The sequence below is a fragment of the Actinoplanes sp. URMC 104 genome, from assembly GCF_051386375.1.
GTDB lineage: Bacteria > Actinomycetota > Actinomycetes > Mycobacteriales > Micromonosporaceae > Actinoplanes.
Genome location: NZ_JBPQTO010000011.1, coordinates 500,295 through 526,263, shown reverse-complemented (window position 1 = coordinate 526,263; position 25,969 = coordinate 500,295). Strand labels below are relative to the sequence as shown.

General features: G+C 73.6%; 27 protein-coding genes. 10 read left to right on the top strand and 17 right to left on the bottom strand.

Going from position 1 to position 25,969, the window contains the following annotated elements:
- Positions 1–14: 14 nt before the first annotated feature.
- Positions 15–551, top strand: a complete 537-nt coding sequence (locus ACSNN8_RS28255) for a GNAT family N-acetyltransferase (protein WP_436652737.1) — start codon at positions 15–17, stop codon at positions 549–551.
- Between the two features lie 15 nt (positions 552–566).
- Here the strand turns inward: ACSNN8_RS28255 and ACSNN8_RS28250 are convergent, their stop codons facing one another.
- From ACSNN8_RS28250 to ACSNN8_RS28220, 7 genes are read right to left on the bottom strand one after another with little or no spacing between them, the layout of a single operon-like run.
- Positions 567–1,430: a sugar phosphate isomerase/epimerase family protein gene (locus tag ACSNN8_RS28250; RefSeq protein ID WP_436652735.1), complete on the bottom strand. Its 864-nt coding sequence runs from the start codon at positions 1,428–1,430 to the stop codon at positions 567–569.
- Positions 1,427–2,482: a Gfo/Idh/MocA family protein gene (locus tag ACSNN8_RS28245; RefSeq protein WP_436652734.1), complete on the bottom strand. Its 1,056-nt coding sequence runs from the start codon at positions 2,480–2,482 to the stop codon at positions 1,427–1,429. The genes ACSNN8_RS28250 and ACSNN8_RS28245 overlap by 4 nt, the downstream gene beginning before the upstream one ends.
- On the bottom strand, positions 2,479–3,306 hold the full coding sequence (locus ACSNN8_RS28240; protein WP_436652733.1) for a sugar phosphate isomerase/epimerase family protein: 828 nt from the start codon (positions 3,304–3,306) through the stop codon (positions 2,479–2,481). The genes ACSNN8_RS28245 and ACSNN8_RS28240 overlap by 4 nt, the downstream gene beginning before the upstream one ends.
- An 11-nt stretch (positions 3,307–3,317) precedes the next feature.
- Entirely contained in the window at positions 3,318–4,244 is a 927-nt protein-coding gene (locus ACSNN8_RS28235) for a Gfo/Idh/MocA family protein (protein ID WP_436652731.1), read from the bottom strand.
- Positions 4,241–5,110 (bottom strand): carbohydrate ABC transporter permease, encoded by an 870-nt coding sequence (locus ACSNN8_RS28230; protein WP_436652730.1) that lies wholly within the window; start codon positions 5,108–5,110, stop codon positions 4,241–4,243. The genes ACSNN8_RS28235 and ACSNN8_RS28230 overlap by 4 nt, the downstream gene beginning before the upstream one ends.
- Complete coding sequence (locus ACSNN8_RS28225; protein ID WP_436652728.1) at positions 5,107–6,051, bottom strand: carbohydrate ABC transporter permease; 945 nt, start codon at positions 6,049–6,051, stop codon at positions 5,107–5,109. Before ACSNN8_RS28225 ends, ACSNN8_RS28230 begins: the two co-directional genes overlap by 4 nt.
- A gap of 1 nt (position 6,052) precedes the next feature.
- Positions 6,053–7,384, bottom strand: a complete 1,332-nt coding sequence (locus ACSNN8_RS28220) for an extracellular solute-binding protein (RefSeq protein ID WP_436652727.1) — start codon at positions 7,382–7,384, stop codon at positions 6,053–6,055.
- 157 nt (positions 7,385–7,541) lie between these two features.
- Here ACSNN8_RS28220 and uxaC point away from each other — a divergent pair, with 157 nt between their 5' ends.
- Positions 7,542–8,936: a glucuronate isomerase gene (uxaC, locus tag ACSNN8_RS28215; protein WP_436652726.1), complete on the top strand. Its 1,395-nt coding sequence runs from the start codon at positions 7,542–7,544 to the stop codon at positions 8,934–8,936.
- Complete coding sequence (locus ACSNN8_RS28210) at positions 8,933–10,162, top strand: mannitol dehydrogenase family protein (protein WP_436652724.1); 1,230 nt, start codon at positions 8,933–8,935, stop codon at positions 10,160–10,162. The genes uxaC and ACSNN8_RS28210 overlap by 4 nt, the downstream gene beginning before the upstream one ends.
- A gap of 17 nt (positions 10,163–10,179) precedes the next feature.
- On the opposite strand, the gene larC is transcribed toward ACSNN8_RS28210, so the two are convergent.
- From larC to ACSNN8_RS28180, 6 genes are all read right to left on the bottom strand, one after another.
- Complete coding sequence (larC, locus tag ACSNN8_RS28205; RefSeq protein ID WP_436652722.1) at positions 10,180–11,376, bottom strand: nickel pincer cofactor biosynthesis protein LarC; 1,197 nt, start codon at positions 11,374–11,376, stop codon at positions 10,180–10,182.
- Positions 11,373–12,110, bottom strand: a complete 738-nt coding sequence (gene larB, locus ACSNN8_RS28200) for a nickel pincer cofactor biosynthesis protein LarB (RefSeq protein ID WP_436652721.1) — start codon at positions 12,108–12,110, stop codon at positions 11,373–11,375. Before larB ends, larC begins: the two co-directional genes overlap by 4 nt.
- The gene (gene larE / locus ACSNN8_RS28195) at positions 12,097–12,975 is read right to left on the bottom strand and encodes an ATP-dependent sacrificial sulfur transferase LarE (RefSeq protein WP_436652719.1); all 879 of its coding nucleotides are present in this window, start codon (positions 12,973–12,975) and stop codon (positions 12,097–12,099) included. Before larE ends, larB begins: the two co-directional genes overlap by 14 nt.
- Positions 12,976–13,090: 115 nt before the next feature.
- Positions 13,091–13,306, bottom strand: a complete 216-nt coding sequence (locus ACSNN8_RS28190) for a DUF397 domain-containing protein (protein WP_436652718.1) — start codon at positions 13,304–13,306, stop codon at positions 13,091–13,093.
- A gap of 92 nt (positions 13,307–13,398) precedes the next feature.
- Positions 13,399–15,060, bottom strand: a complete 1,662-nt coding sequence (locus ACSNN8_RS28185; RefSeq protein WP_436652716.1) for a fatty acyl-AMP ligase — start codon at positions 15,058–15,060, stop codon at positions 13,399–13,401.
- A 62-nt stretch (positions 15,061–15,122) separates the two neighbouring features.
- Positions 15,123–15,494 carry a hypothetical protein gene (locus tag ACSNN8_RS28180; protein WP_436652714.1) on the bottom strand — a complete coding sequence of 124 codons (372 nt, stop codon included), beginning with the start codon at positions 15,492–15,494 and terminating at the stop codon, positions 15,123–15,125.
- Positions 15,495–15,671: 177 nt separating this feature from the next.
- Between ACSNN8_RS28180 and ACSNN8_RS28175 the strand changes: the two genes are divergently transcribed.
- Both ACSNN8_RS28175 and ACSNN8_RS28170 read left to right on the top strand, forming a co-directional pair.
- Complete coding sequence (locus ACSNN8_RS28175) at positions 15,672–16,010, top strand: ArsR/SmtB family transcription factor (RefSeq protein WP_436652713.1); 339 nt, start codon at positions 15,672–15,674, stop codon at positions 16,008–16,010.
- A 19-nt stretch (positions 16,011–16,029) separates the two neighbouring features.
- Positions 16,030–16,827: an SDR family oxidoreductase gene (locus ACSNN8_RS28170; RefSeq protein WP_436652711.1), complete on the top strand. Its 798-nt coding sequence runs from the start codon at positions 16,030–16,032 to the stop codon at positions 16,825–16,827.
- Here ACSNN8_RS28170 and ACSNN8_RS28165 read toward each other — a convergent pair.
- Both ACSNN8_RS28165 and ACSNN8_RS28160 read right to left on the bottom strand, forming a co-directional pair.
- Complete coding sequence (locus ACSNN8_RS28165; protein WP_436652709.1) at positions 16,796–18,994, bottom strand: putative bifunctional diguanylate cyclase/phosphodiesterase; 2,199 nt, start codon at positions 18,992–18,994, stop codon at positions 16,796–16,798. The two genes, ACSNN8_RS28170 and ACSNN8_RS28165, sit on opposite strands and share 32 nt — an antisense overlap.
- A gap of 38 nt (positions 18,995–19,032) precedes the next feature.
- Positions 19,033–19,743, bottom strand: a complete 711-nt coding sequence (locus ACSNN8_RS28160; protein ID WP_436652708.1) for a copper homeostasis protein CutC — start codon at positions 19,741–19,743, stop codon at positions 19,033–19,035.
- A 94-nt stretch (positions 19,744–19,837) separates the two neighbouring features.
- Here ACSNN8_RS28160 and ACSNN8_RS28155 point away from each other — a divergent pair, with 94 nt between their 5' ends.
- Positions 19,838–20,431, top strand: coding sequence for a TOPRIM nucleotidyl transferase/hydrolase domain-containing protein (locus ACSNN8_RS28155; protein ID WP_436652706.1), 594 nt, complete (start codon positions 19,838–19,840; stop codon positions 20,429–20,431).
- Between the two features lie 26 nt (positions 20,432–20,457).
- Here the strand turns inward: ACSNN8_RS28155 and ACSNN8_RS28150 are convergent, their stop codons facing one another.
- Entirely contained in the window at positions 20,458–20,745 is a 288-nt protein-coding gene (locus ACSNN8_RS28150; RefSeq protein ID WP_436652705.1) for a DUF4287 domain-containing protein, read from the bottom strand.
- A 75-nt stretch (positions 20,746–20,820) separates the two neighbouring features.
- Entirely contained in the window at positions 20,821–21,465 is a 645-nt protein-coding gene (locus ACSNN8_RS28145) for an ATP-binding cassette domain-containing protein (protein WP_436652703.1), read from the bottom strand.
- 285 nt (positions 21,466–21,750) lie between these two features.
- On the opposite strand from ACSNN8_RS28145, the gene ACSNN8_RS28140 reads away from it, so the two are divergent.
- The 4 genes from ACSNN8_RS28140 to ACSNN8_RS28125 are packed head-to-tail and all read left to right on the top strand — an operon-like array spanning position 21,751 to position 25,967.
- Positions 21,751–23,655 carry a cytochrome c oxidase assembly protein gene (locus ACSNN8_RS28140; protein WP_436652701.1) on the top strand — a complete coding sequence of 635 codons (1,905 nt, stop codon included), beginning with the start codon at positions 21,751–21,753 and terminating at the stop codon, positions 23,653–23,655.
- Positions 23,656–23,707: 52 nt separating this feature from the next.
- Complete coding sequence (locus ACSNN8_RS28135; protein ID WP_436652699.1) at positions 23,708–24,256, top strand: copper chaperone PCu(A)C; 549 nt, start codon at positions 23,708–23,710, stop codon at positions 24,254–24,256.
- Positions 24,253–25,419 (top strand): Dyp-type peroxidase, encoded by a 1,167-nt coding sequence (locus ACSNN8_RS28130; protein ID WP_436652698.1) that lies wholly within the window; start codon positions 24,253–24,255, stop codon positions 25,417–25,419. Before ACSNN8_RS28135 ends, ACSNN8_RS28130 begins: the two co-directional genes overlap by 4 nt.
- Positions 25,416–25,967, top strand: coding sequence for a copper resistance CopC family protein (locus ACSNN8_RS28125; RefSeq protein WP_436652696.1), 552 nt, complete (start codon positions 25,416–25,418; stop codon positions 25,965–25,967). The genes ACSNN8_RS28130 and ACSNN8_RS28125 overlap by 4 nt, the downstream gene beginning before the upstream one ends.
- The last annotated feature ends 2 nt before the right edge of the window (positions 25,968–25,969 follow it).

The window sequence follows — 25,969 nt, the reverse complement described above, 5'->3', positions numbered from 1 at the left end:
GGAGGCTGCTCGCGATGACCGATCGGCGCCACCACAGCGGCCATGTCCGCATCGTGCATCTGGACGGCACGACGTTCCGCGCGCTGGCCCGGGGCGACCTGGCCGCCGTGGAGGCGGCCTGCCCGGTGCCGCTGTCGGACTATCTGACCGGCCCGGAATGCCGCGGACTGTGGCGCATGCGCAGCGAGCAGTGCGACCGCGATCCGGCCGCGGCGGCGTGGGTCACCGGCATCGTCTGGGACGACCGGCAGTCCCTGGCGGTCGGCGCGGCCGGCTTCCACGGACCGCCGGACCCGGACGGCATGGTGGAGATCGGCTACCGCATCGACCCGGACCACCGGCGGCGCGGCTACGCCCGTGCGGCCCTGGAGGCGCTGCTGGCCAGGGCCGCGCGGGAACCCGCCGTCCACCGCGTGCGGGTCAGCATCAGCCCCGGCAACCTGCCCTCGTCGACCCTGGCGCTGCAGTACGGCTTCCGCCGGATCGGCGAGCAGTGGGACGACGAGGACGGGCTGGAGCTCGTCTACGAGCTGCCGGCCGGACAGCCGTGACCGGGTGCGGGCTGGTCACTGCGTGACGCGGTCCGCCAGGGCGCGCCGGGCCCAGGCGTACGACATCTCGTGGGACTCCAGCTTCGACTCCACCGACGGCTCGTCCACCTCGATCATGAAGTCGCCGTCGTAGGAGGCGGGGATCGCGGCGAGGACGGCGTCGAAGTCGACCACGCCCAGCCCGGGCTCGGCCCACAGCCGCTTGGAGGCCGTGGCCTCGCGGTAGGACAGCGTCGCGCCCTCGAGGTGGTCGGGGAAGACGTCCTTGATGTGGATGCCGCCCAGGCGGTCGGCGTAGCGGCGGAGGAACGCGGCCGGGTCGATGCCGGCCCAGCGCAGGTGGCCGGTGTCGGGTCCGAAGCCGATAACGTCGGGCCCGAGGTCGTCGAGCAGCCGCGTGATCTCGTACTCGGTCTCGAAGACGCCGCCGACGTGGGAGTGGTGCAGCGGCCGCAGCCCGCCGGCCGCCAGTGCTCGGCACACCTCGCCGCACATGTCGATCGCCCGCGTCAGCCGGCCCTCGTCGAAGGCGGCGCCGACCGCGGGCCGGTCGAGCCGCTCGGGCACGGCCATCGAGGAGATCATCGTCCGGTCGAGGCCCAGCGCGGTCTGCTCGTCCGCGAAGCGCCTGGCCTTCTCGACCTCGCCGGCGACCGTGACGGAGTCGTCGAACGGCGAGTTGAACAGGCTCAGCGACGGGGACAGCCCGTACCCGCCGATCCACGCGCGGTACTCGGGCGGCGTCATGCCGGTGGGCACGTCGGCCTTGACGGCGGTGAACCCGATGGCGTGGAAGTCGGCGAACGCCTCGTCGAACACCTCGCGCGTCTTGCCGGCCGAGGCCCAGTACGGGATGGGGTTGGCGGCGATCCGGCTCATGCGAGGCTCACCGGCCTGCCGGTGCGCGCCGACTCGTACGCCCCGGTGATCACCGCGATCGACTGCCGGTTCGTCTCGAGATCGACCCGCAGGGAGCCCGTGCCGGCGAGGGCGTCCAGGAAGTTGAGGTACTGCAGCCGGTGGGCGTCCGAGAGCTGCGCGGGGTCGCTGCTCGCCGTGTCCCCGCCGCCGCCCGAGGTGACCTGTGTCGTGCCCATCAGCCGCTCCTCGATCGCCTCGCCGACCGGCGTCGCGTGGAAGAACGCGAGCCGGTCGTTGTCGATGACCGCCGAGCCGCGGTCGCCGTGCACCTGCAGCCGCGCGCTGAGGCCGGGGTACGCCGAGGTGGTCGCGTGCAGCACGCCGAGGGCCCCCGACTCGAACCGCACCACGCCGACGGCCACGTCCTCCACCTCGATGCGCTCGTGCGCGAGCGTCCCCGTGTAGGCGAAGACCTCCACCGGCCGCCCGAGCGCGGCGACGAGCAGGTCGACGGTGTGCACGCCCTGGTTCATCAGCGCGCCGCCGCCGTCGAGCTCCCAGGTGCCGCGCCACTCGCCGGAGTCGTAGTAGCTCTGCCCGCGCCACCAGTCGATCGCCGCGATGCCCGACGAGACGCGCCCGAACTCGCCGGCCGCGATGGCGGCCAGGGTCTTCTCGGTGGACGGGTCGAACCGGTGCTGCGAGATCACGGTGACCAGCGTGCCGGCCTTGTCGCGCGCGGCGATGATCTCGTCGGTCTTCGCGACCGTGACCTCGGCGGGCTTCTCGATGATGACGTGCTTGCCGGCGGCCAGCGCCTCGATCGCGACCGTGCCGTGCAGGCCGGTCGGCGTGCACACGACGACGACGTCGATCTGCTCGGCGGCCAGGGCGTCGGCCAGCGAGGTGTACGGGCGGCCGCCGCGGGCCTCGGCGAGGGCGGAGGCGCGGTCGGGGATCACGTCGACGACCGCGGCGAGCGACAGACGGTCGGTCAGCCGGCTCATGACCAGCCCGTGCTGCTTGCCGATCACTCCGGCGCCGACCAGGGCGAACGAAGGAACACTCATGCGTACGGGATCTCCTCGGTCTCGAGCAGGCCGGTGAAGGCCCGCCAGGCGGTGCGGAACAGCTCGGGCCCGGAGAAGCCTCCGGTGGCGTGCCCGGCGGCGAGGTGCGGCTCGAGCGAGAAGAACCCGTCGAACCCGTCGTGGTGCAGCGCGCGCAGCGTCTCGGCGACCTCCCCGTCGCCCCGGCCGGCGGGCACCACGGTCCCGTCGGCGAGCAGCGCGTCCTTGATCTGCACGTATTCGACGTGCGGGCGCAGCTGGGCGTAGCCGTCGGTGTACGGCCGGACGCCGACCTGCACGAAGTTGGCCGGGTCCCAGGCCAGCCGCAGGTAGGGCGAGCCCACCGAGCGGATCAGGTCGAGGCAGCGGCTGGGCACGTCGCCGTAGATGTGTTTCTCGTTCTCGTGCAGCAGGATCAGGTCGGCGTCCTCGGCGACGCGGGTCAGCGCCCGCATCCGGTCGATGACCTCGCCCCGGTGCTGGGCGGGGTCGGAGCCCGCGGGCAGGAAGAACGAGAAGATCCGGATGTACGGGGCACCGAGCAGGCCGGCGACCTCGGCGGCGTGTTTCATGCGGTCGAGGTGCGGCGCGAAGTCGTCCTCGATCCCGATCTTGCCGATCGGCGACCCGATCGAGGACACCTTCAACCCGTACGCGGAGAGGGTCTTCTGCACCGTGCCGAGCTGGTCGGGGGACAGGTCCAGGATGTTGACGTCCCAGGCGCTGCGCACCTCGACGTACTTCATGCCGAGGCCGGTGACGACCTCGCACTGCTCGGTGAGGTCGGGGGAGATCTCGTCGGAGAAACCGGAGAGGGTCCACATGGTCGTGCCCTTCAGCTGTGTCGGTAGATCTCGTCGATGATCAGCTGCGCCGCGAGCGCCTCCCGCGGGCCGATCCAGAACGGCTCGGGGGCCTCCAGCGAGCGGTAGAAGTCGGCGATCAGCAGCTCGTGCGACGCTCCCCAGTAGGAGCGGCCGGTCCCGTCCGGGGCGAGCTCGGCGATCGTCTCGGTGCGGCCGTCGGCGTAGGTCGCCGTCAGGTCGCCGCGGATGAGCAGCGTGCCCCGCTCGCCGGCGATCTCGACGGTGACCGGCGAGTCGGTGGCGTTGGTGGTCGTCGCGAAGAACACGCTGCGCGCGCCGCCGGCGTGGTCGAGCACCAGGTGCGCGGTGTCCTCCACCTCCCGGGACGCCCCGCCGTACCGTCCGGCGTGCCCGGCGACGGCGGTGACGTCGCCGAGCAGCCACTGCAGCAGGTCCAGCGTGTGGATCGCCTGGTTGATCAGGACGCCGCCGCCCGCTCGCGAGAGCATGCCGCGCCACGGGCGGGCCGCGTAGTAGGCGTCGTCGCGGTGCCACAGCACGGACGCCGAGCCGCCCCGCAGCGCTCCGATCTCGCCCGCGCGAACGAGGTCGAAGGCGGCCTGCGAGGTCAGGTTGTACCGGTTCTGCAGGCACACGCCGACCTTGAGCGACGGGTGGTCCTTGGCCGCCGCGACCAGCCGCTCGGCCTCCGCGACGGTGTGCGCGACCGGCTTCTCGAGCAGCACGTGGACGCCTCGCGACAGCGCGTCCAGGGCGATCGGCACGTGCCGGTCGTGCGGCGTGCAGACGTGCACCACGTCGGGGCGTACCTCGTCGATCAGGGCCCGGTGGTCGCCGCGCGAGTCGCACACGCCGACCAGCTCGGCGCCCAGCTTCTCGATCGCGGCCAGGTGCACCACCGACACGTCGCCGAGGCCGATCACCGCGACCCTCACTTGACGCCGCCCGCGGTCAGCCCGCCCACCAGATAGCGCTGGAAGGCCAGGTAGAGCAGCACGACCGGGGCCGCGCAGATCAGCGCCGCCGCCATCATCTGCGAGTACACGGGCAGCGCGCCGCCCTCCTGCTGCGACCCGAAGATCTGCAGCGCCACGGCCGCGGTGTGCGTCTCGGGCCGGGTGAGCACCGAGGCGAACAGCACGTCGTTCCAGCCGAGCAGGAACGCGAAGATGCCCGCCACCACGATCGCCGGCAGGCTCAGCGGGAAGATGATCCGCCAGAGGATCACCACCGTGGACGCGCCCTCGGTGCGGGCGGCCTCCTCGAGCTCGCGGGGCAGCCCGCGCAGGTAGGTGACCATCACCCAGGTGGAGAACGGCAGGGCGAAGGTCAGGTACGCCACGAACAGCCCCCAGCGGGTGCCGATCACGGTCAGCCCGAGGTAGTTGCCGGCCGACGAGAACAGCACGAACACCGGCAGCAGCATGAGCGTGCCCGGGATGCTCTGCAGGCCCACGAGCCCGCGCAGGATCGTGAGCCGGCCGAAGAAGGTGTAGCGGACCAGCACGTACGCGGTGGTGGTGCCCAGCAGCGCCGACGCGACCGCGGTGAGCGCGCAGACGATCAGGCTGTTCACGATGCCGGTGGACAGGTCGGCCGTGGTCCAGATGCGGGTGTAGCTGTCCAGGCTGAACGAGCTGGGCCAGTACTCGCCGGACGCCACGCCCACATCGCTGTTGAGCGAGGCCAGCACGATGTAGAGCACCGGGATCAGCACCATCGCGACCAGCAGCGCGGTCAGCACGACCAGCAGCCAGCGCGGCAGCAGCCGCTGAGCCTCGGCCGAGGCGGACAGGCTCACTTGCGGCCTCCTTCGTCATGGACGTCCAGCCGGACGGCGCGCAGGTAGACGAACAGCGGGATCGCGATGAGCACCAGCGACAGCACGGCCATGGCCGCGCTCAGCCCGAACCGCAGGCTCTGGAAGCTGGTGACGTACACGATCATCGGCATCACGTTGACGTCCTCCGGCGCGGGCGCCCCGAACAGCACGAACGGCAACGTGAAGTTGTTGATGTGGTTGAGCGTCGCCAGCAGGCACGCCAGCAGCACCGGCCCGCGCAGGTAGGGCAGGATCACCCGGCTCAGCTTGGGCCACCAGGGCGCCCCGTCGACCGCGGACGCCTCGTGCACCTCGTTGTCCACCGACTGCAGCGCCGCGAGCGCCATCAGGTAGATGAACGGCCACGCCGCCCAGATCTCGACCAGGATCAGCGCCCAGTACGAGCGGGGGCCGGTCAGCCACAGGCCGCCCTCGATGCCGACCTTGGACAGCCACGCGTTCACGACGCCGTCGGGCTGCAGCATCGTGCGCCACACCGTGGCGACGACGAACGACGGCAGCACGTACGGGATGAGGAACACCGCCCGCACCAGCGCGCGGCCCTTGTACTTGTTCTGGGTGACCAGCGCGGCGGCGATGCCGATCGGCACGGTCGCGATCGTCGACAGCACCGCGAACGAGACGCTGATCCAGATCGAGGGCAGCAGGCCCGAGCCGAACGACTCGACGTAGTTGTCCAGCCCGACGAACGGCGCCTGGACCCAGCGGCGCAGCGTGTACTGGTCGAGGTCGATCATCGAGATCCACAGCGCGAGCGCCAGCGGGATCAGCACGACCAGCACCATCAGCACCCCGCCGGGGGTGAGCAGCCACAGCGGCCGCTGCTGCTCGGTCACCCCGCGGCGGCGCTGTTGTTTGCGCGCAGCGGCCTTCTCCGGCGGCCGGACGAGGGTCGTCATGTCACTTGGCCCGATCCAGCGCGGACTGGGCGGCCTTCTGCGCGTCGGCGACGCGGGCCTCGATCTGCTGCGCGCTGATCGAGCCCTTGCCCAGGTCGGGCAGCGACTGCACGGCCACGTTGGTGAGCGCGAGCTGGATGTCGCCCCAGGCGCCGGTGAACGGGGTCGCCACCGACTTCTTCGCCGCCTCGGTCACCGGGGCGAGCTGCTTGTCGGAGGCCAGCGTCTGCAGCGCGGCCGCGTTGGCCGGCAGGTTGCCGAACTTCTTGTAGTAGTCGAGCTGCGCGTCGGAGTCGGTGACGAGCTTGACGTACTCGAACGCCAGGTCCTTGTTCTTCGAGTAGTCGGCGACCAGCAGGTTGTCGCCGGACAGGATGCTCGCGGCCTCCACGCCGTTCGCCGGGCGGCTGGTCGCGCCGGGCGGCACGGTCGGCAGCAGCGCGAACGCCCACTTGCCCTTCACCGCGCCCTGCTCCAGCGAGTTGATCGCGGTCGGCGTGGTGAGCATGAAGTAGCCGGTCTTGCCCTTGGCGAACGCGGCCACCGCCTGCGGGTTGGTCCAGCCCACGGCGGCCGGGTCGACGACCTTGTCGCGGGTCAGCCAGCCGAAGTACGTGTCGTACGCCTTGAGCACCGTCGGGTCCTGCAGCTTCGCCGTCTTGCCGTCCACCAGCGGGTTGCCGGCCTGGATCGACATGCCCCAGACGAACTTCCACGGGTCGAAGTTGTCCTTGTACGCGACCGCCAGCCCGTACTGGTCGCCCTTGGTGAGCTGCTTGGCGTGCTGGGCCAGCTCGTCCCAGGTGGTCGCGGGCTTGGCGATGCCCGCCGCCTTGAGCAGCTCGGTGTTGTACGCCATCACGAACGGGCGGCTCACCCACGGGATGCCGACCTGGTTCTGCTCGTCCGGGCCCGAGATGCCCAGCGTGGCGGGGTTGAACTTCTCCTTGCCGCCGATCTTGCCCCACTCCTCGTCGCCCATCTTGACGAAGGCGCCGGTCGAGTAGGCCGTCGGCGTGAACGTCGTGCCGACCGCGTAGACGTCCGGGCCCGAGCCCGACACCACCGAGGTCTGGATCTTCGTGAGCTCGTCGTTGGCGCTGGCGAACGTCTCGAACTTCACCTCGGCGCCGGTCTGCGCGCGGAACTTCTCGCTGATCGTCTTCTGCCAGGCCGCGAACTCGTCGGGGTACTGGGTGTTCGCCGCGATCAGGACGTTGAGCGTCTTGCCGCTGCCGTCGCCGCCACCGCCGCTGTCGTCCCCGCCGCCGCAGGCCGCGAGCGCGGTGGTCAGGGCTACCGCGCCGGCCAGAGTTATCCTTGCGAACCGCATCGGAGTCTCCTTCTGCCTTCAGTGACCCGCATCACTGTTACGGGATGGTTTCCTCCGGTGACTCTCCGGCGCAACGAGTTGCCAGTTGTTGCCTGCACGCTCAGGCAACAGGTGGCAACCGCTTGCCACCGGCGCGCCGTCCGCCCAGGCTCGGCCCATGGCTGCCCTGACGCTGCACCCCGACCGGCTGCTGCCCGCCGACCCCGGCGTACGGTCCATCGCCCGCCGCCTCTACCAGGAGGTACACGCCCTGCCGATCGTCAGCCCGCACGGGCACGTCGACCCGCGGCTGATCCTGGACGACGCGCCGTTCGCCGACCCGGCGTCGCTGTTCATCCAGCCCGATCACTACGTGACGCGGTTGCTGCACGCGGGCGGCGTGCCGCTGGAGGCGCTCGGGGTGGGGGAGGGGCCGCTGCCCCCGGCGCGGGCGCGCGAGGCGTGGCGGCTGTTCTGCGCGAACTGGCACCTGTTCCGGGGCACGCCGGTGCGGTACTGGCTCGAGTCGTCGTTCGCGTCGGTGTTCGGCGTGGTCGCCCGGCCGTCCGCCGGCAACGCCGACGAGCTGTACGACGCGATCGCCTCGCGGCTGACCGAGCCGAGCCACCGGCCGAGGGCGCTGCTGCGCACCTTCAAGATCGACTTCCTGGCGACCACGGACGACCCGGCCGACGACCTGGCCGCCCACCGCGCGCTGCGCGACGACCGGTCGGTGACCACGCGGATCGCGCCGACGTTCCGCCCCGACCGCTACCTCGAGGTCGGCCGGCCCGGCTGGTCCTCGCTGGTCAAGGAGCTCGGCGACGTGGGCGACTACGACAGCTACGTCGCGGCGCTCGAGGAGAGGCGGCGCTACTTCGTCTCGCTCGGCGCGGTCTCGGCCGACCACGGCCACTTCGACGCCGGCACCGAGCCGCTCGACAGGCACGAGGCCGCGCGGATCTACCGGGCCGCGCTCGCCGGCACGGTCACCCCGGCCGAGGCCACCGCGTTCCGGCGGCACATGATCTTCGAGATGGCCCGCATGTCGTGCGACGACGGCCTCGTGATGACCCTGCACCCCGGCGTCTGGCGCAACCACCACCCGGCCACGCTCGCGGCGCACGGACCCGACACCGGCCACGACATCCCCGTCCAGCTGGAACTGACCGCGGCCCTGCAGCCGCTGCTCGAGAGGTTCGGCGCCCACCCCAACCTGCACCTGGTGCTGTTCACCGTCGACCCGGACGTCTACAGCCGCGAGATCGCGCCGCTGGCCGGGTTCTATCCCGCCGTGTACGCCGGAGCGCCCTGGTGGTTCCTCGACAACCCCAGCGAGATCCGGCGCTACCAGGAGGCCGTCACCGAGACCGCCGGGTTCAGCCGGCTGTCCGGTTTCATCGACGACACCCGGGCGTTCTGCTCGATCCCCGCCCGCCACGACATGTCCCGCCGCCTCGACGCCGGCCACCTCGCGCGCCTGGTCGCCGAGCACCGCCTCGACGAGGACGAGGCCCTCGACACGCTGACCGCCCTGGTCGCGACCCAGCCCCGGAAGGTGTTCAAGCTGTGAGGCCCGTGCGCATCGTCCACCTCGGCCTCGGCGGCTTCTTCCGCGCCCACCAGGCCTGGTACACCGGCTTCGACCCCGACTGGGGGATCGCCGCCTTCACCGGCCGCTCGCACGAGCTGCCGACGTTGCTGTCGCGGCAGCGCGGCCGCTACACGCTGGTCGTCCGCGGCCCCTCGTCGGACACGCTCGAGGTGCAGGAGGCCGTCGTGGCCGCCTACACCGGCACCGACCTCGGGCCGTGGAACGCGCTGCTGGAGGACTCCGCGGTGGCCGTCGTGACGATCACGATGACCGAGGCCGCGTACGCCCCCGGCGGTGTCGTGGCCGAGCGTCTGGTCGGTGGCCTGGCCATGCGCCGCCTCGCCGGTGCCGGCCCGCTCGCCGTGGTGTCCTGCGACAACCTGCCCGGCAACGGCGAGGTCACCGCCCGGGTGGTCCGCGACCTGGCCGCCCGGCTCGATCCCGGGCTCGACGAGTGGATCGCCGCGAACGTCTCGTTCGTGACCACCATGGTCGACCGCATCACGCCCCGGACGACCCCCGATGACGTCCGGGACGTGGCCGCCGCCGGAGGCTGGGACGACGCCGTGCCCGTGGTCACCGAGCCGTTCACTGAGTGGGTGCTCAGCGGCGACTTCCCCGCGGGCCGCCCCGCCTGGGAGAAGGCCGGCGCCCGCTTCGTCGACGACGTGGTGCCGCACGAGACCCGCAAGCTGCTGCTGCTCAACGGCGGCCACTCCCTGCTGGCGTACGCCGGGAGCGCGCGGGGCTTCGAAACCGTCGCCGCCGCCGTGGCGGATCCGGTCTGCCGCACCTGGCTCGACGAGTGGTGGGACGAGGCGTGCCGGCACGTCCCGCTGCCGGCCGCCGAGCTCACCGCCTACCGCGCCGCGCTGCTGGACCGCTTCGCCAACCCGCGGATCCGCCACACCCTGGCCCAGATCGCCGCCGACGGCTCCCAGAAGCTGCCCATCCGCGTCCTGCCCGTCCTGCGCGGCGAGCGGGCCGCGGGCCGTCCCGCCGCGGGCGCCGTCCGCATCGTCGCCGCCTGGATCAACCACCTGCGCGGCGCCGGGGCCCCGGTGAACGATGCCGGAGCCGAGCCCTTCCGCGCCCGGGCCTCGTCCGTGCGTGACGTGCTCGAGCTGCTGGGCTCCGACCTGTCGGGCGACGCCGACCTGGTCACCGCCGTCGAGGCGGAGGTCCGCAGGCAGTCGCCAGGCTGATCGAGCGCGCGCGCCCCTCAGCCGTCGGCCGGTTCCGGCACCTCAGCGCCGACCAGCAGGCCGGCCGCGGCGGCGGCGGTGAGCGCCTCCTGCAGCACGAGCCGTTCGGGCCGGCCCCGGCGGCGAGCCAGCGCGGCCACGTCCTCGAACTCCGGCATCACCTGGACGATGACGCCGTCGCGGTGGGCGAGCTTCACCGCGACGGTCTCGCCGTCGACGCTCACGCCGGCGAAGCTGCGCCGCAGCGCCACCTTGCCGCGGGCGCTGTGCCGCACGCCGAGCGTGCTGGTCTCCCGGAAGATCAGCTCCCGCAGCGGGCCGGCGAGGGCGGGCGGGCAGAGCACGCTCAGCGTGTGCGCCGGCCGTCCCTTCTTCATCACGATCGGCACCAGCCACGCGTCGGACGCCCCGGCCGCCAGCAGCCCGCTCAGCACGCCCGGCCACAGCCGCGGGTCGAGGTCGTCGACGTTGGCCTCGAGGAGCACGGCGTCCTGCTCCTCGGCCGGCCTTCCCGCTCGCGAGCCGACCAGCACCCGGACGACGTTGGCGTGCCCCTCGGGATCGCGGCTGCCCGCGCCGATCCCGGTGGCCTCGAGCCCCATCGGCGGCAGCGGTTCGCACGCCCCGGCGAGGGTGCGGAGCAGGGCCATCCCGGTCGGCGTGGCCAGCTCGCCCGCGCCGCCCGCGGACACCTGCCAGCCCACGCTCAGCTCGGCCACCGCGGGCGCCGGCACCGGCAACCGCCCGTGCGCCGACCGGACGAACCCCGACCCCACCGCCACCGGCCCGGCCGACACGCTCGTGACGCCGAGGTCGGCGAGGGCCGCGCAGCACCCGACCACGTCCGCGATCGCGTCGAGCGCGCCCACCTCGTGGAAGTGCACGTCGTCGGCCGGGATGCCGTGCACCCGCCCCTCCGCCTCGGCCAGCCGCCGGAACACCGCGGTGGCCGGCTCCAGCCCGTTCAGCAGTCCCCGCACGTCCGCCCACGTCCGGTGCGGCGGGTCGCCGACGAGCGGCTCCACCTCGGCCTTGAGCGCTCGCAGGCCGCCCCGGACGACTTCCCGCGTACGGACCCGGACCGTCCCGCCGGACACCTGGTCGACCGCCTTCCGCACCGCCGCGAGCGACGCCCCCGCGTCGAGCAGCGCCCCGAGCAGCATGTCGCCCGCCACCCCGGCGGACGCGTCGATCCAGGCGTGCCGCTGCGTCACCGCGTGCCCGCCGCTTCCCCGCCGGATCCGGCGCCGCCCGCCCGGGTGGCGGCCTCCGGCGGCGCCGTGATCTGGGCGGCGAGGTGGCCCGCGCCGTACCCGTTGTCGATGTTGACCACGGCGACGCCGGGAGCGCACGCGTTGAGCATCGTCAGCAGCGCGGCCAGCCCCTCGAAGGCGGCGCCGTAACCGACCGACGTGGGCACGGCGACCACCGGCGCGGAGATGAGCCCGGCCACGACGCCCGGGAGCGCGCCGTCCATCCCGGCGACCACGACGACGGCCCGCGCGCGGCGCAGCAGTTCCACCTGCGCGAGGATCCGGTGCAGCCCGGCCACGCCCACGTCGACGACCAGGTCGGTGGCGCGGCCCAGGAACTGCGCGGTCAGCGCCGCCTCGCGCGCGACCGGCAGATCCGACGTGCCCGCGGCGACCACCACCACGCGCTCGCCGGTCGGCTCGGGAAACCGCGGCGGCCACGCCAGCAGCCCCGCGACCGGATCGTGGAAGGCGTCGGGCAGCACGCCCAGCACCGCCGCGGCGTGCTCCTTGCCGGCCCGCGTGAACAGCGTGACCGCGCCGGATCGCTGCCCGACGGCGGCCGCGATCCCGGCGACCTGCTCCGGCGTCTTGCCCGCGCAGTAGACGGCCTCCGGATATCCCCGCCGCCGCGCCCGGTCGTGGTCCAGGTTCGCGTACGAGCTCAGCGGCGCAGCCGCGTCAGCGTCCGTCATCGACCGGTCCTTCGCGGTTCTCGGGCGCGTGAGCGGCCGGGCCGGTGTAGGCGCCGGTGAAGGCCCCGGACTGGATGCCGGCCAGGTCCAGGGTGACGAAGCGGAAGCCCGCCCCGGTCACGGCGCGCAGGATCAGCTCGCGCAGCGGCTCGCGCACGGCGCGCACGAGGTCGTCGGCGGGCAGCTCCACGCGGGCGATGTCGCCGTGGTGGCGCACGCGCAGGTCGCCGAAGCCCAGCCGGCGCAGCGCCGCCTCGGCCTGGTCGACCTGGCTCAGCTTGCGCGGGCTCACGATCTCGAAGTGCGGGATCCGCGAGGCGAGACACGGCGCGGCCGGTTTTTCGGCGCACGGCAGGTCCAGGGCGCGGGCGATCCGCCGTACGGCAGCCTTGTCGAGCCCCGCGGCGGCGAGCGGGGTCAGCACCCGGTGCGCCGCGGCCGCCCGCGCTCCGGGACGGTCGTGGCGGCGCACGTCGTCGGCGTTCTCCCCGTACGCCACGGCGTCGAGCCGATGCCGTGCGGCGACCTCCGCGCCGATCCGCGTGAACAGCTCGTCCTTGCAGTGGAAACACCGGTCGGGCCCGTTGGCGCGGTACTCCGCGCGCTCGCCCTCCCGGGTCTCCACCTCGACGACCGCCACCCCGATGCGCCGCGCCACCTCGTGCGCGGCGGTGCGCTCGTCGGCGGCGAGGCTGGGCGACACCCCGAGGACCGCCACCACCCGGTCGCCGCCCAGCACCCTTACCGCGAGCGCCAGCAGAACCGACGAGTCGACCCCACCGGAGAACGCCACCCCGAGCCGCTCGACGCCCTCGAGCTCCCGGGCTACCGCCGCCGTGGCGTCGCCTGCTTCTGCTGGTGTCACGCAGCCATTGCACGCCGCCGCCCCCCACCCGTGGCAAGCGGTTGCCATTTGTTGCGTCGCGCAGAGTAGCCCCGCGCTGTGATCAGCCGCCCGGACGCGGCACGGGACGGCCGGGTCAGCGACCCAACTGGTCGAGCTCGAACTCGTTGTCGCGGACGCCGCCGAGGAAGGCGCGCCACTCCGACACCGTGAACGTCAGCACGGGACCGCCGGGGTCCCGCGAGTTCCGAACGCCGATGACGTCTCCGGCCAGAGTCACCTCGACGCAGTTCGTCTGCAGGCTGCGGTTGGTCTTGTGCCACCGGGCAGCGCTGAAGTCCGGTTGATTCATGTGTCCCACCCCCATTTCCCCTGATCGTATGGAAGCAGAGGTGTGAGGCAACGGTTCCTGGCTGTCGGCAACGCGACGGGGGTCGTTCGCAGTCACTCACTTGAATTGTCGAGGAGCGTGCGGGCGGCGGCCCGGCGGAGTTTGCCCGACGGCGTCTTCGGCAGCGAGCCGGGCAGCAGCACCCGCACGACGGCGGGCCGGGCGTCGATCTCGGCGACCACCCGCGTGGTGACCTCCCGCGCGATCCGCCGGGCGGCGTCCGCGTCGCCCGCCTGCCGCGACTCCACCAGCACGGCGAACGACTCCCGCGCCGCACCGCCGCCCCCGCCGTCGCCGGCCGGGCCGGACGAGCCGCCGAAGGTGCGCGCGAGCAGGCGGACGGCGGCGACGTTTCCCTCGCGGACGCCGGGGACGGCGCCCGCGGCGCGTTCGATGTCGGTCGGGTAGATGTTGCGGCCGCCCATGATGATGACGTCCTTGCGGCGGCCGCAGACCACCACCTGGCCGTCCGCGAGGTAGCCCTCGTCGCCGATGTCGAGCCAGCCGTCGGCGTCGCGGGCCGGCTCGTAGCCCTCGGGCGTCACATAGCCGTCGGTCACCGACTCGCCGCGTAGCTGGAGCCGGCCCACCCGGCGCTCGTCCAGCGGCTTGCCGTCCTCGTCGACCACGCGCACCTCGACGCTGGGGAACGGCCGCCCCAGCATCGGGATCTCGCGCGGGCCGGGCGTCGCGGCGCGGTCGCGTTCGAGCGCCACCGGGTCGACGCGGTCGAGCGTCATGGGCCCGGCCACCTCGGACATCGAGATCACCAGCGTGCTCTCGGCCGCGCCGTAGCAGCAGTTCACCGCGCCCGGATCGAAGCCGAACCGCGACGCGACCTCGACGAACGCCCGCATGGTGCCGGGGTCGATCGGCTCCGCGCCGTTGCAGGCGACCCGCAGCGCCGACAGGTCGAGCGTGCCCGGCTCGACCCGGGCGAGCTGACGGGTCAGCACGGCCCAGGCGAAGTTGGGCGCTGTGGTGATCGTGCCGCCGTAGCGGCTCATCAGCTCGGCCCACAGCAGCGGGCGGCCCAGGAAGTCGGCCGGGGTCACGCTGACCAGCTCGAGCCCGCTGAGCATCGGCAGCGCGAGGCAGCCGATCATGCCCATGTCGTGGAACATCGGCAGCCACGACACCATCACGCCGTCCTCGCCGCAGCCCAGGTGCTCGGCGGCGTCGTGCAGGTTGGCGTGCAGGTTGCGGTGGGTGATCCGCACGGCCTTGGGCTCGGCCGTCGACCCGCTCGTGAGCTGCAGCAGCGCCGGGCTGTCCTCGTCGGACGCCACGGGCTCGATCTCGGGGCCGGACGCGAGCCCGGCGGGGGAGAGGGCCGACTCGAGGCCGGAGGCCATCGCGGCGAACGGCGGGCCCACCACGACGGCCCGGGCGCCGATCATGCGCAGCACCCGCAGCGTGTCGTCGCGCCACACCCGCAGGTCGGTGCGCGGCGTGGGCTGGTGCAGCATCGTCACGCTGCCGCCGGCCAGCCAGACGCCCTGGGCCACCGGCGCGATGTCGGCCGGCATCCCGGCCAGCACCGCCACCGCCTGCCCGGGCCGCAGCCCGTGGGCGACCAGCCCGCCCGCCACCCGGCGGGCATGCGCGTGCAGGTCGGTCCAGCTGCGGCGCGCCGCCTCGCCGGGCTCACCGGTCACCATGCCGGTGCGGGCCCGGGCGGCGGTCGCCACCACACCGTCGACGAAGCGGCTCACTCGACCTCCCGGAAGGGTCACGTGCCCGCCACGCTACGCGAACCCCCGCATGATCGCGGATCTCAGATGTCGAGCTGCTGTTCGATCACCCGCAGCCGGTGCCGGGCCATCGCGAGGTTGGCGCGGTCGCGGTGCAGGGCGAGGTAGAGGAACAGCCCGCGCCCGTCCGGTGAGGTGATCGGCCGCATCAGGTGGTACTGCGTGTCGAGCGTGACCAGGATGTCCTCGATCCCCTGCTCCATGCCGAGCATCTCCAGCGTCCGCAGCTTCGCGCGCAGCACCTCCGTGCTGGCGGCGGCCGCGACGCCGACGTCGAAGCCGAACCCGCCACCCGCGGTGCCCAGCGCCATCCCGCTCGTCCAGTCCACGACCGCCACCGCGATCGCTCCGTCGACGCCCAGCGCGTCCTTGAGTGCGACGTCCACATCGGCCATAACGTCGTGTGCTCCTTCCGTGGTCCGGCACCCAGCATCGGCGGAAGTGGCGCGTGTCGATCGGACAGCGGGTCCGTCCTGGCAGCGCGCGTGAGTTACATCATCGAAGGGTCGCGGGAAGCGACTTGAAGACTTTCGCAATTGCCGAATTGTTGTGCCCGGTGGGGGAGACGCCCGATGTCAGTGCCGCTCTACCAGGCGAAGGCCGAGATGTTCCGGACGCTGGGCCACCCCGTGCGGATCCGCGTGCTCGAGCTGCTGCAGGCGGGCCCGCGACCCGTACGGGACCTGCTCGCCGAGATCGACGTGGAGCCGTCGAATCTGTCGCAGCAGCTGGCGGTCCTGCGGCGCACGGGCGTGGTCGTGTCGTTCCGGGACGGGCCGCTGGTGATGTACGCCCTGAGCACGCCCGACGTCGCCGACCTGCTCGCCGCGGGCCGCCGCATCCTCGGCGCCGTGCTCACCGACCGGGACCGCCTGCTGGCCGAGCTGAACGACCACACCGCCGGGTCGTGAAGTGCAGTAGGGTGCGTCGATGCACCGCACCGCGTTGATCACCGGCGCCTCGTCCGGCATCGGCCTGGCGACGGCCAGGGCGCTCGCCGGTCGTGGCTACCGGGTCCTGGGCACCAGCCGGCACCCCGAGGCGCTGACCGAGAAGGCCCACGGCGTCGACTACCTGCCGCTCGACCTGTCGGACCCGGCTTCGATCGAGGCGCTGGCGGACGCCGTCGGGTCCGTGGACGTGCTGGTCAACAACGCCGGCGAGAGCCAGTCGGGGCCGTTCGAGGAATTGCCGGGCGAGGCGCTGCGCCGGCTCTTCCAGATCAACGTCCTGGGACCCGTACGCCTGACGCAGTTGACCGTTCCCGGCATGCGCGAACGGGGCTATGGCCGCGTGGTGATGATCGGCTCGATGCTCGCGTCGTTCCCGCTGGCGTACCGCTCGTCGTACGTCGCCTCGAAGGCGGCGCTCAAGGGCTTCAGTAACGGCGCCCGCCACGAGTTCTCGCCGTACGGCGTCTGGTTCACCACCGTCGAGCCCGGCTCGATCAGCACCGGCCTCAGCGCGCGCCGCACCAGCTACATCCGGCCCGACTCGCCGCACCGCGACGACTACCGGCGCATGCTCGTCGCCCTCAACCGCAACGAGGCCGCCGGGGTGTCCGCCGAGCGCGTCGCGGCCACCGTCGTCACCGCGATCGAGGCCGCCAAGCCCCGGCAGCGCTACGCCGTGGGCAGCAACGCGGGGCTGGTGTTCCCGCTGCGCCGGGTGGTGCCGGTGTCGCTGGTGGAGCGGCTCACGCACCGCCGGCACGGCCTGGCCCGCTGACCGCCAGGGCCGCGAAGTCTGGCTGGGGCACCGGCTTGCCGAAGTAGTAGCCCTGGCCGTACTGGTAACCGAGCGCCCGCAGATAGGCCGCCTGCTCGCCGGTCTCCACGCCCTCGGCGACGGCGCGCAGGCCCAGGCCGTTGCTGACGTGGATGAGCGCGTCCACGATGACGGCCCGCCCGCCCGGCTCGGTGATCTCGTCGACGAACGACTTGTCGACCTTGAGCACGTCGACCGGCACCGTCCGCAGCAGCCCCAGCGACGAGTGCCCGGTGCCGAAGTCGTCCAGCGCGATCGGCACGCCGGCGCGGTGCAGGGCCTCCACCGCCTCGATCGCCACGCCGCCGCCGAAGATGGCCGTCTCGGTGACCTCGACCAGCAGCCGGCCCGGGTCGAGGCCGGTCTCGGCGAGGATGCCCTCGACCACCTCGGGGAAGCCGGGCTCGCTGAGCTGGCGGGCCGACACGTTCACGCTGACGTAGCCGGGCGCCGTCGCGCCGAGCTCGCGCCGCCAGGTGGCCAGCTGCCGGCACGCCGTGCGCATGACCCACTCGCCGAGCTCGACGATCAGCCCGTTGTCCTCGGCCACCGGGATGAACGCCGCCGGGCTGACGAAGCCGCGGACCGGGTGCACCCACCGCACGAGGGCCTCGACGGCGACCGTACGCCCGTCGCGCAGCTCGACGATCGGCTGGTAGACCACGTGGAAGTCGCCGTCGGTGAGGCTGTGCCGCAGGTCCGCGCCGAGCCGCTCGGCCGCCTCGGCACGCTCGTCGAGCTCGGTGTGGTAGACCATCAGCCGGCCGCCGGACGTCTTGGCCGCGTACCGGGCCGTGTCGGCGCGCCGCACCAGCTCCGAGGCCGGCACCCCGCCGCCGGAGGACACGCCGAGGCGCGCGCTGAGCAGCAGCTCGTGCTCGCCGGCCTGCACCGGGCGGCGGACGAGGTCGGCCAGCCGTGCGGCCACCCGGCCCGCCTCGCCCGGCAGCGTGTCGTGCACCAGCACGGCGAACTCGTCGGCGCCCATCCGCGCCACCAGGTCGCCGTCGCGCACGTGGGCGCGCAGCAGGTCGGCGACCGCGCACAGCGTCTGGTCGCCGACGGCGCGGCCGAGCCGGTCGTTGATGTGCTTGAAGCCGGCCAGGTCGAGCATGACCACCTGGCAGCGCCCGTCGTCCACGGCCTCGGCGGCCAGCCGCTCGAACTCGCGGCGGTTGGGCAGCCCGGTCAGGTCGTCGTGGGTCGCCTGCCGGCGCAGCTGGCGCGCCTGCCGGTCGACGCGGGAGATGTAGCCGTTCAGCCGGGTCGCGACCAGCACGAACAGCGCCATCGAGCCGATCGCCACGGCCGGCCAGCTCTCCTGCGCGGCGCCGCGCTCGCCCTGCACCAGCAGCAGCGCGGGCACCAGAAGCATCGAGCCGGTCAGCACGGCCAGCCGGCTGCGGCCCAGCCCGTCGCTCTCGGTGGCCGCCGGCAGCACCGGGGCGGGGTGCACGGCAGCGGCGGCCCACAGCGAGTAGGCGAGCAGGTAGCCGGCGTACAGCAGGGTGCCGAGCGCGGCCGTGACGCCGGGCATCAGCGTGTAGACGACGTTGAGGGCCAGCGTCAGCGCGCTGCCCGCGGTGAGCAGCCACAGGCTTCCCGTACGGGGTCCGCGCCGCAGCAGGATCGGCACGACCACGGCCAGCAGCAGCACGCCCGCGGTGGGATAGCCGGCCGTGGCCAGCCGGGCGGGCAGCGGCGTCGCCGTGTCGGCGAGGATCGGCTCGATCAGCAGCACCCAGTACACGATGCCCACGGCGACCGCGATGATCGCCGAGTCGATCAGCGTGCCCCGCCAGAGCGCGCCGCGCTGGCGGGTGAGCCGGAACAGCGCCGCGGTCAGCAGCGGGTAGGCGGCGAGGTAGCAGGCGTCGGCCCAGGACGGGTACGAGACCGGGCCCCAGGCGATGATGAGGTCGCCGAGCACCCACGCGGCGAGCCCCGCGGCGAACAGGTACCACGCCGGCGCGCGGTTGCGGCGGGCTCCGACCACCATCAGCAAGGCCGAACCGACCGACGTCACCGCCGACAGGGCCGTCTGCGGCCACCCCCACGGCAGCACGGCGTAGACGACCGTCGCCACGGCCCCGAACCCGAGCCAGAGGGCCCACAGCTTTCTCGGCACGTCCTCCTATCGGCCGTACGCGGGCGAAGTTGAGCCGCTCAGCCGGCGCGCACCGCCGTCAGGATCCGGGCGGCCTCGTCCTCGTCGGTGGTCTCGCGGCCGCTCCCGCCGGCCGGGGCCGCGGTGCCGAGCGACACGCTCACCGGGTCGGGCACGATCTGCTTGGCCGAGGCGTGCACCGCCGCCACCCCGGTCCGTACGATCTTGTCGACCACGCCCGGCCGCACTCCGCCGCCCGCCATGATCTCCAAGCGGCCCGCGGCCGCGTCCACGAGCGCCTCCAGCGCGGGCAGCGCGTCGGCCACGTTCGCCGCGCCCGCCGAGGTCAGGATCCGCCGCACCCCCAGCGCCACCAGCTCGTCGAGCCCCGCCCCCGGGTCGGCCACCGTGTCGAACGCCCGGTGGAACGTCACCTCCGCGCCCCCCGCCGCCGCCACGACCCGGCCCACCAGCTCCGCGTCGACGCGCCCGTCGCGGACACCCCCGACGACCACTCCCGCGGCACCCGCCGACAGGACGTGGCGTACGTCCGAGACGATCGTGGTCACCTCGCCGGGCGCGTAGTCGAAGCCGCCCGGCCGGGGCCGCACCAGCACGTGCACGGGCGGCATCCCCGCCGTGCCCACCGCCGCCTCGACGAACCCGAGCGACGGCGTGATCCCGCCCAGCGGCAGCGCCGAGCACAACTCGATCCGGTCCACCCCGAGCCGGGCCGCGACCGCCAGCCCGTGCGCATCCTGAACAGCCAATTCGAACGCAACCATCGCCGGCGCAGTCTCCAGTTGTCCTCGTGGGCGGGGCGCGCCCAGTATCCCATCGATGCGCTGTGGGTAGGGAGCAGGCATGCTCGACCGCCACGCCTCGCTCCCTGCCACCGCCCGCGCGCCGGCGGAGGTCGGCGACGCCGAGACCCTGATGCTCGTCGAGGGCGTCAGCGACCGGATCGCCGTCGAGACCGCCGCCGCCGGGCTGGGCCGCGACCTGACCGCCGAGCGGGTTCTGGTCGTCCCGATCGGCGGAGCGCACGCCATCGCCCGCTTCGTGGCCGGCCTGGGCCCCTTCGGGGAGCGGGTACGGCTGGCAGCCCTGTGCGACCAGCGCGAGGAGTTCCTCTTCCGGCGCGCGCTGCACCCTCTGCCGCGTGCCACCCTGCACGTCTGCGTCGAGGACCTGGAGGACGAGCTCATCCGCGCCGTCGGCGTCGCCCACGTCGAGGCGGTCTTCGCCGCGCAGGGCGACTCCCGCGCCTTCCGTTCGATGCGCGCCCAGCCCGCCTGGCGCGGCCGCGACCCCGCCGCCCAGATGCGCCGCTTCCTGGGCAGCGGCTCCACCCGCAAGTCCCGCTACGCCGCCGCCCTCACCGAGGCCGCCCTCACCCGGGACGCCCTGCCCCGCCCGCTCGCGCAGCTGCTGGCCACCCGGACGAGCAGGTCCTGACCGTGACTACGGGTGCCGGCGCCCCGTCACTGGGTGCGGTTCGCCTTGCCGTCGAGACGGAGCTCGTTGCTGGGGTCGCTGTGCGTGGTGCCGCTGTCGACGTGCTTGTCGCTGATCCTCGTCCCGTTCTTGATCACGTGGACGAGGGCCATGGCGTGGCCGCGGCCGAGGTCGTAGTCGTCCTTGAGCCACTGGACGATCTCGCCCGCCTTGGTGCCGGCGTCGTAGCCGCGCTCGTGGGCCTCGGCGACGAGGTCGGCGGGGATCTTGCCGGTCTTGACCTCGATCGCGTCGAGGTAGGCCTGGAAGGACATGGGGCGCTCCTGACAGTGATGAGTGTGGTCCTGCCCGGACTGCCACTCTAGGTACCGGACGCCACGCGGCCGAGGTCAGGGGACGACCGCGTACGCCTGCCGGTCCTGCGGGGCCGCGGCGGTGAGCCGGCCGCCGGAGAGCAGCACGACCCGGTCTGCCGCCGCGGGGCGGTCGGTCGCGGCGAGCGTGGTGGTGGGCAGCCCGGCGAGCACCCGCCGTTCGGCGTCCGCGCTCAGCGCCGAGGTGGCGTCGTCGAGCACGAGCAGCCGCGGGCGGCGCAGGACGGCCCGCGCCAGGCCGATCTGCTGCCGCAGCGCGTCGGGGACCGGCGCGTCCAGGACGGTGTCCAGGCCGTGCGGCAGATCGCGGACGTCGTCGTCGGCCCCCACCAGCCGCAGCGCCTCCCACAGCGCGGCGTCGTCGTGGCCCGCGCCGAGCGCCAGGTTCTGCCGGACCGGCGCGCCGGCGATGAACGGGCGGCGGGTCACCACGGCCACGCTCGCCGCGATGTCGTCACCGTCGAGGGTGCGCACGTCGGCGCCGTCGAAGCGGACCACGCCCTCGGTGGGAGCCAGCCCGGCCGCCAGGTCGAGCAGCGTGGTGCGGCCCGACCCGCTCGCGCCCGCGACGACGGTGACCGTGCCCGGCTCGAGCACCAGGTCGACGCCGGCGAGGATGCGGCGGCCGTCGCGCACGACCCCGGCTCCGCGCAGTTCCACCCGGAGCGGGCCCGGACGTCCGGTTTTCCTTCGCACCACGACCCGCGCCTCCCCCTGCGCCACAAGACCTATGAATCTAGTGGGCCTTGCGGGGGCGCGCCAGGGGAATCTTCGCGGCGCCACCTCAGCGGCACGCGGCCCCAGCCGGAGTCCGAGGCCAGGTGGAAGCCCGTGGCGATGCGCCTGCCGTCGCGGAAGACGTCGAAGTTCGTGTCGGTCAGCCCGGTGCCCGGTCGCCTCGGACTCGACCGGAACTTCGGCGGGCCACCGGACGACTGACCACCCGTGCGCATCGCTGTGAGATCGGGAGCGGCCGCCTTCGTCGTCGTGGGCGTCCTGGTGGCGGCCCTGCTCTACGGCGGCGCGGTGGACGACGCCGTGCTGCCCGGCATCCCCAGCCCCGGAGCCGTCACCGAGTGGGTGCTGCCCGCGCTGACGATGCTGGCGACGGTGCTCGGCGTGCTGACCGTCGGGCTGACCGCGACGGCGGCGTTCCTGCTGCCCGGCGACGGCCGCAGCGTGGCTGCGCACGGCTGGCTGCTGCTGCGCCGCTCCACCTGGCTCGCCACCGGGTGGGCGGCCACCTCGGCGGCTCTGGTCGTCTTCACCGTGTCGGACGTCCTGGGCGTGCCCGTGGCCGGGCTGGGCCGCGCGTCGGTGCTCAGCTTCGCCTTCTCGGTCTCGCAGGGTCAGGCGCTGCTGCTGCAGGCGGTCCTCGCGCTCGCGGTGGCGGCGTTGTCGCGGGCCGGGGTCTCGCGCGGCGTTGCGGCGGCGACCGCGGCGGTGGCGATGGCCGCGGCGCTGCCGCCCGCGTTCACCGGCCACTCGGCGGGGGCGGGCAACCACCAGATCGCCGTGACGAGCCTGGCCCTGCACGTGCTCGCGGCCTCGCTGTGGGTGGGCGGGCTTGCGGGCCTTCTGCTCGTCCGGCGTCATCGCCGTTTCGCCGAGACCGCGGCCCGCTACAGCCGCCTCGCGCTGACCTGCTTCGCCGCCACCGCGATCAGCGGCACCGCGAACGCGGCCGTGCGGCTCGGCGCGCTGCCGGCGTTGTGGAGTTCCCGATACGGCGTGCTGGTGCTGCTCAAGGTGCTCGCGCTGCTCGCGGTCGGCGCGATCGGCGCCGCCCACCGCGGTCGCACGCTGCCTGCCCTGCGCGCCGGCGCCCCGCGGGCGTTCCTGCGGCTGGCCGCCGGCGAGCTCGTCGTGCTCGGCGCGGCGGTCGGCCTGGCGGTCGCGTTGTCCCGCAGCCCCACGCCGGTGCCCGAAACCGTGGTGGAGCCCGATCCGCTCGTGGAGCTGCTCGGCTTCGCCCAGCCGGGCCCGCCGACGGCCGTGCGCATGCTGACCGGCCCGCTGCCCGACATGTTCTTCCTGACCGTGGTCGCCGCGGGCATCCTCGCGTACCTGGCGGGCGTGCGGCGGATGCGCCGGGCCGGAAACCCGTGGCCGGTCAGCCGTACGGTGTCCTGGGTCGGCGGCCTGGTGCTGCTGGCCGCGGTCACCGGGCTCGGCGTGGCGCGGTACGCGTACGTCCTTTTCAGCGTCCACATGGTGCAGCACATGGTGCTCTCGATGGTCGTGCCGATCCTGCTGGTCGGCGGCGCGCCGGTGACGCTGGCGCTGCGCACCCTGCGCCGCCCCGCGGACCCGCAGGTGCGCGGCGTGCGGGAGTGGCTGCTGCTGGCGCTGCACAGCAGGCCGGCCCGCGTGCTCACCCACCCGCTGGTCGCGCTCGGGATCTACGTGGTCAGCCTGTACGGCCTCTACCTGAGCGACCTGCTGGGCACGCTGATGCGCTACCACCTCGGCCACCTCGCGATGCTGGCCCACTTCGTCGTCGCCGGCTACCTGCTGTTCTGGGTGCTGATCGGCGCCGACCCGGGGCGGCGCCGCGTCCACCCCGCGCTGTTGACCCTCGTGCACCTGCTCGCGATGGTGGCGCACGCCTTCTTCGGCTTCGTGCTGCTGCAGTCCACGACGGTGATCGCGGCCGGCTGGTACACCGCCGTCCACCCGTCGTGGGCCTCCTCGCTGCTCGACGACCAGCACCTCGGCGCCGCGCTGGCCTGGGCCTTCGGCGAGCTGCCCGGGGTCGTCGTGATGCTGCTGCTCGTCCGGCAGTGGATCCGGTCCGACGAGCGCGAGCAGGCCCGGGTCGACCGGGCACTCGCCCTGCAGAAATCCTGAAATCTCCGCCTTTGCCGGGAACTATTCCGGCCCGTGCGGGGACCAATGCAGCATGCGAGACAACCTCCTGCGCCGCGGTCCGCGGCACACCCTCGTCGCCCTCACGCTGGCCGGCGCTCTCACCACGCTCGGCCTCGCCGGCTGCGGCTCCACCACACCTGCTCCGGCAGCGCCTGCCGCGGCGACGCTGTCCATCCGGGACCCGTGGGTCAAGGCGGCGGCGGCCGGCGAGATGACCGCCGCCTTCGGCACCCTGGTCAACGACACGGATGCCGCCATCACCGTCACCGCCGCCGAATCGCCCGCCTCCCCGATGGAACTGCACGAGATGTCCATGAAGGACGGCAAGATGGTGATGCAGCCCAAGCAGGGTGGCTTCACGATCGAGGCGCGGGGCACCCACGAGCTGGGCCCCGGCGGCGACCACCTGATGCTGATGAAGCCCGTCAAGGCCATCGAGCCGGGCGATGCGCTCACGTTCACGCTCAGGACGGCCACCGGCGGCACCGTGACGTTCACCGCCATCGCCAAGCCGTTCGCCGGTGCGAACGAGAGCTACGACCCCGGCCACATGGCGCCCATGGAAAGCGCCGCCCCGTGACCTCTCGCCGTTCCCTGCTCACCGGGGCCGCGGCGGCCGGCCTCGGTGCGGCGGCCGGCGCCGGAGTCGTCGCCGGGGTCGCTTCCTCGGGCCGGGACACCGCGGCCGCGTCGCCACCGGCCACCGGCACGGCCACCGTGGACTTCCACGGCCCCCGGCAGGCGGGCGTCGCCGAGGACCCGCCCGCGCACGCCGCGTTCGTCGCGTTCACCCTGCCCGCCGGCACCGACCGGCGCACCCTGGGCCGGCTGATGCGGCTGCTCACCGACGACGCCGGCCGGCTCACCCGCGGCGTGCCGGCGCTCGGCGACACCGACGCCCCGCTCGCGGCGCTGCCGGCCCGGCTGACGGTCACGTTCGGCTTCGGACCCGGGCTCTACCGCGCCGCGGGCCTGCCGTCGCCGGTCGCCGACCTGCCCCCGTTCCGCATCGACCGCCTCGAGCGGCGCTGGTCCGGCGGCGACCTGCTGCTGCAGATCTGCGCCGACGACCCGCTGACCGTCGCGCACACCCAGCGGATGCTCATCAAGGACGCGCGCCCGTTCGCCGCCGTCCGGTGGGTGCAGCAGGGCTTCCGGCGCAGCCCCGGCGTGCAGGCGCCCGAGCACACCCAGCGCAACGTCCTCGGCCAGCTCGACGGCACGGCCAACCCTCGCGCGGCCGAGATCGATCCCGCGGTGTGGAATCCCGACGGTTCGACCACCCTGGTCGTCCGCCGGATCCGCGCCGAGATCGAGAAGTGGGACATCCTCGCGGTCGCCGACAAGGAGAACGCGGTGGGCCGCCGCCTGGAGTCCGGGGCGCCGCTGAGCGGCGTGCGGGAGTTCGACGAGCCCGACTTCACCAAGCTGGACGCCTCGGGCCTGCCCGCGATGCCGGACTTCGCGCACGTCACCCGCGCCCGGGTCACCGATCCCGCGCTGAAGATCCTGCGGCGGCCGTACAACTACGACGGTGCCCCGAACGCCGCCGGGCAGCCCGACGCGGGCCTCATCTTCGCCGCCTACCAGCGCGACGTCGTACGCCAGTTCGTCCCCATCCAGCAGCGCCTCGCCGACAAGGACCTGCTCAACGAATGGATCACGCCGATCGGCTCCGCGGTCTTCGCGATCCCGCCCGGCTGCGCGGAAGGCGGCTGGATCGGCGAACGGATCCTCGGATGAGGCGTCTGGCGGCGGCCTGTTTTGCCCTGGCCTTGGCGCTGGCGCTGGCGCCCGCCACGCCCGCGCAGGCGCACGCCGAGCTGGTCTCGGCCTCCCCGGCGCAGGGTGCCGCCCTGGCCACCGCGCCGGCCGCCGTCACGTTGCGCTTCACCGAGAAGCTGAACCCCGACTTCACCACGATCGTGGTCAGCAACGCGGCGCGGCAGCGCATCCCCGCCTCCCCTCCGGCCGTGCACGACGCCGACGGCACCATCACGCTCGAAGGGTTGCTGCCCAGCGGCGCCTACACGGTCGCCTACCGCGTCGTCTCGGTCGACGGGCACACCGTGCAGGGGTCGTACGACTTCACCGTCGGCGCAGCCGCACCTCCGGCTGCGGCCGGCACCCGCGGTGGCGTCCCGGCCGGCGTGCTTGTCGCGGTCGGCGTCCTCGCGGTGCTTCTTGCCGCGGCCGGCCTCACCCTGTCCGTCTCCGGCCGGCGTCGCGCCGCCGCGCTCACCCCGGCGGCCCCGCCGACCCGGCCGGCCCGGCCGGACCCGCCCGCGTAGCC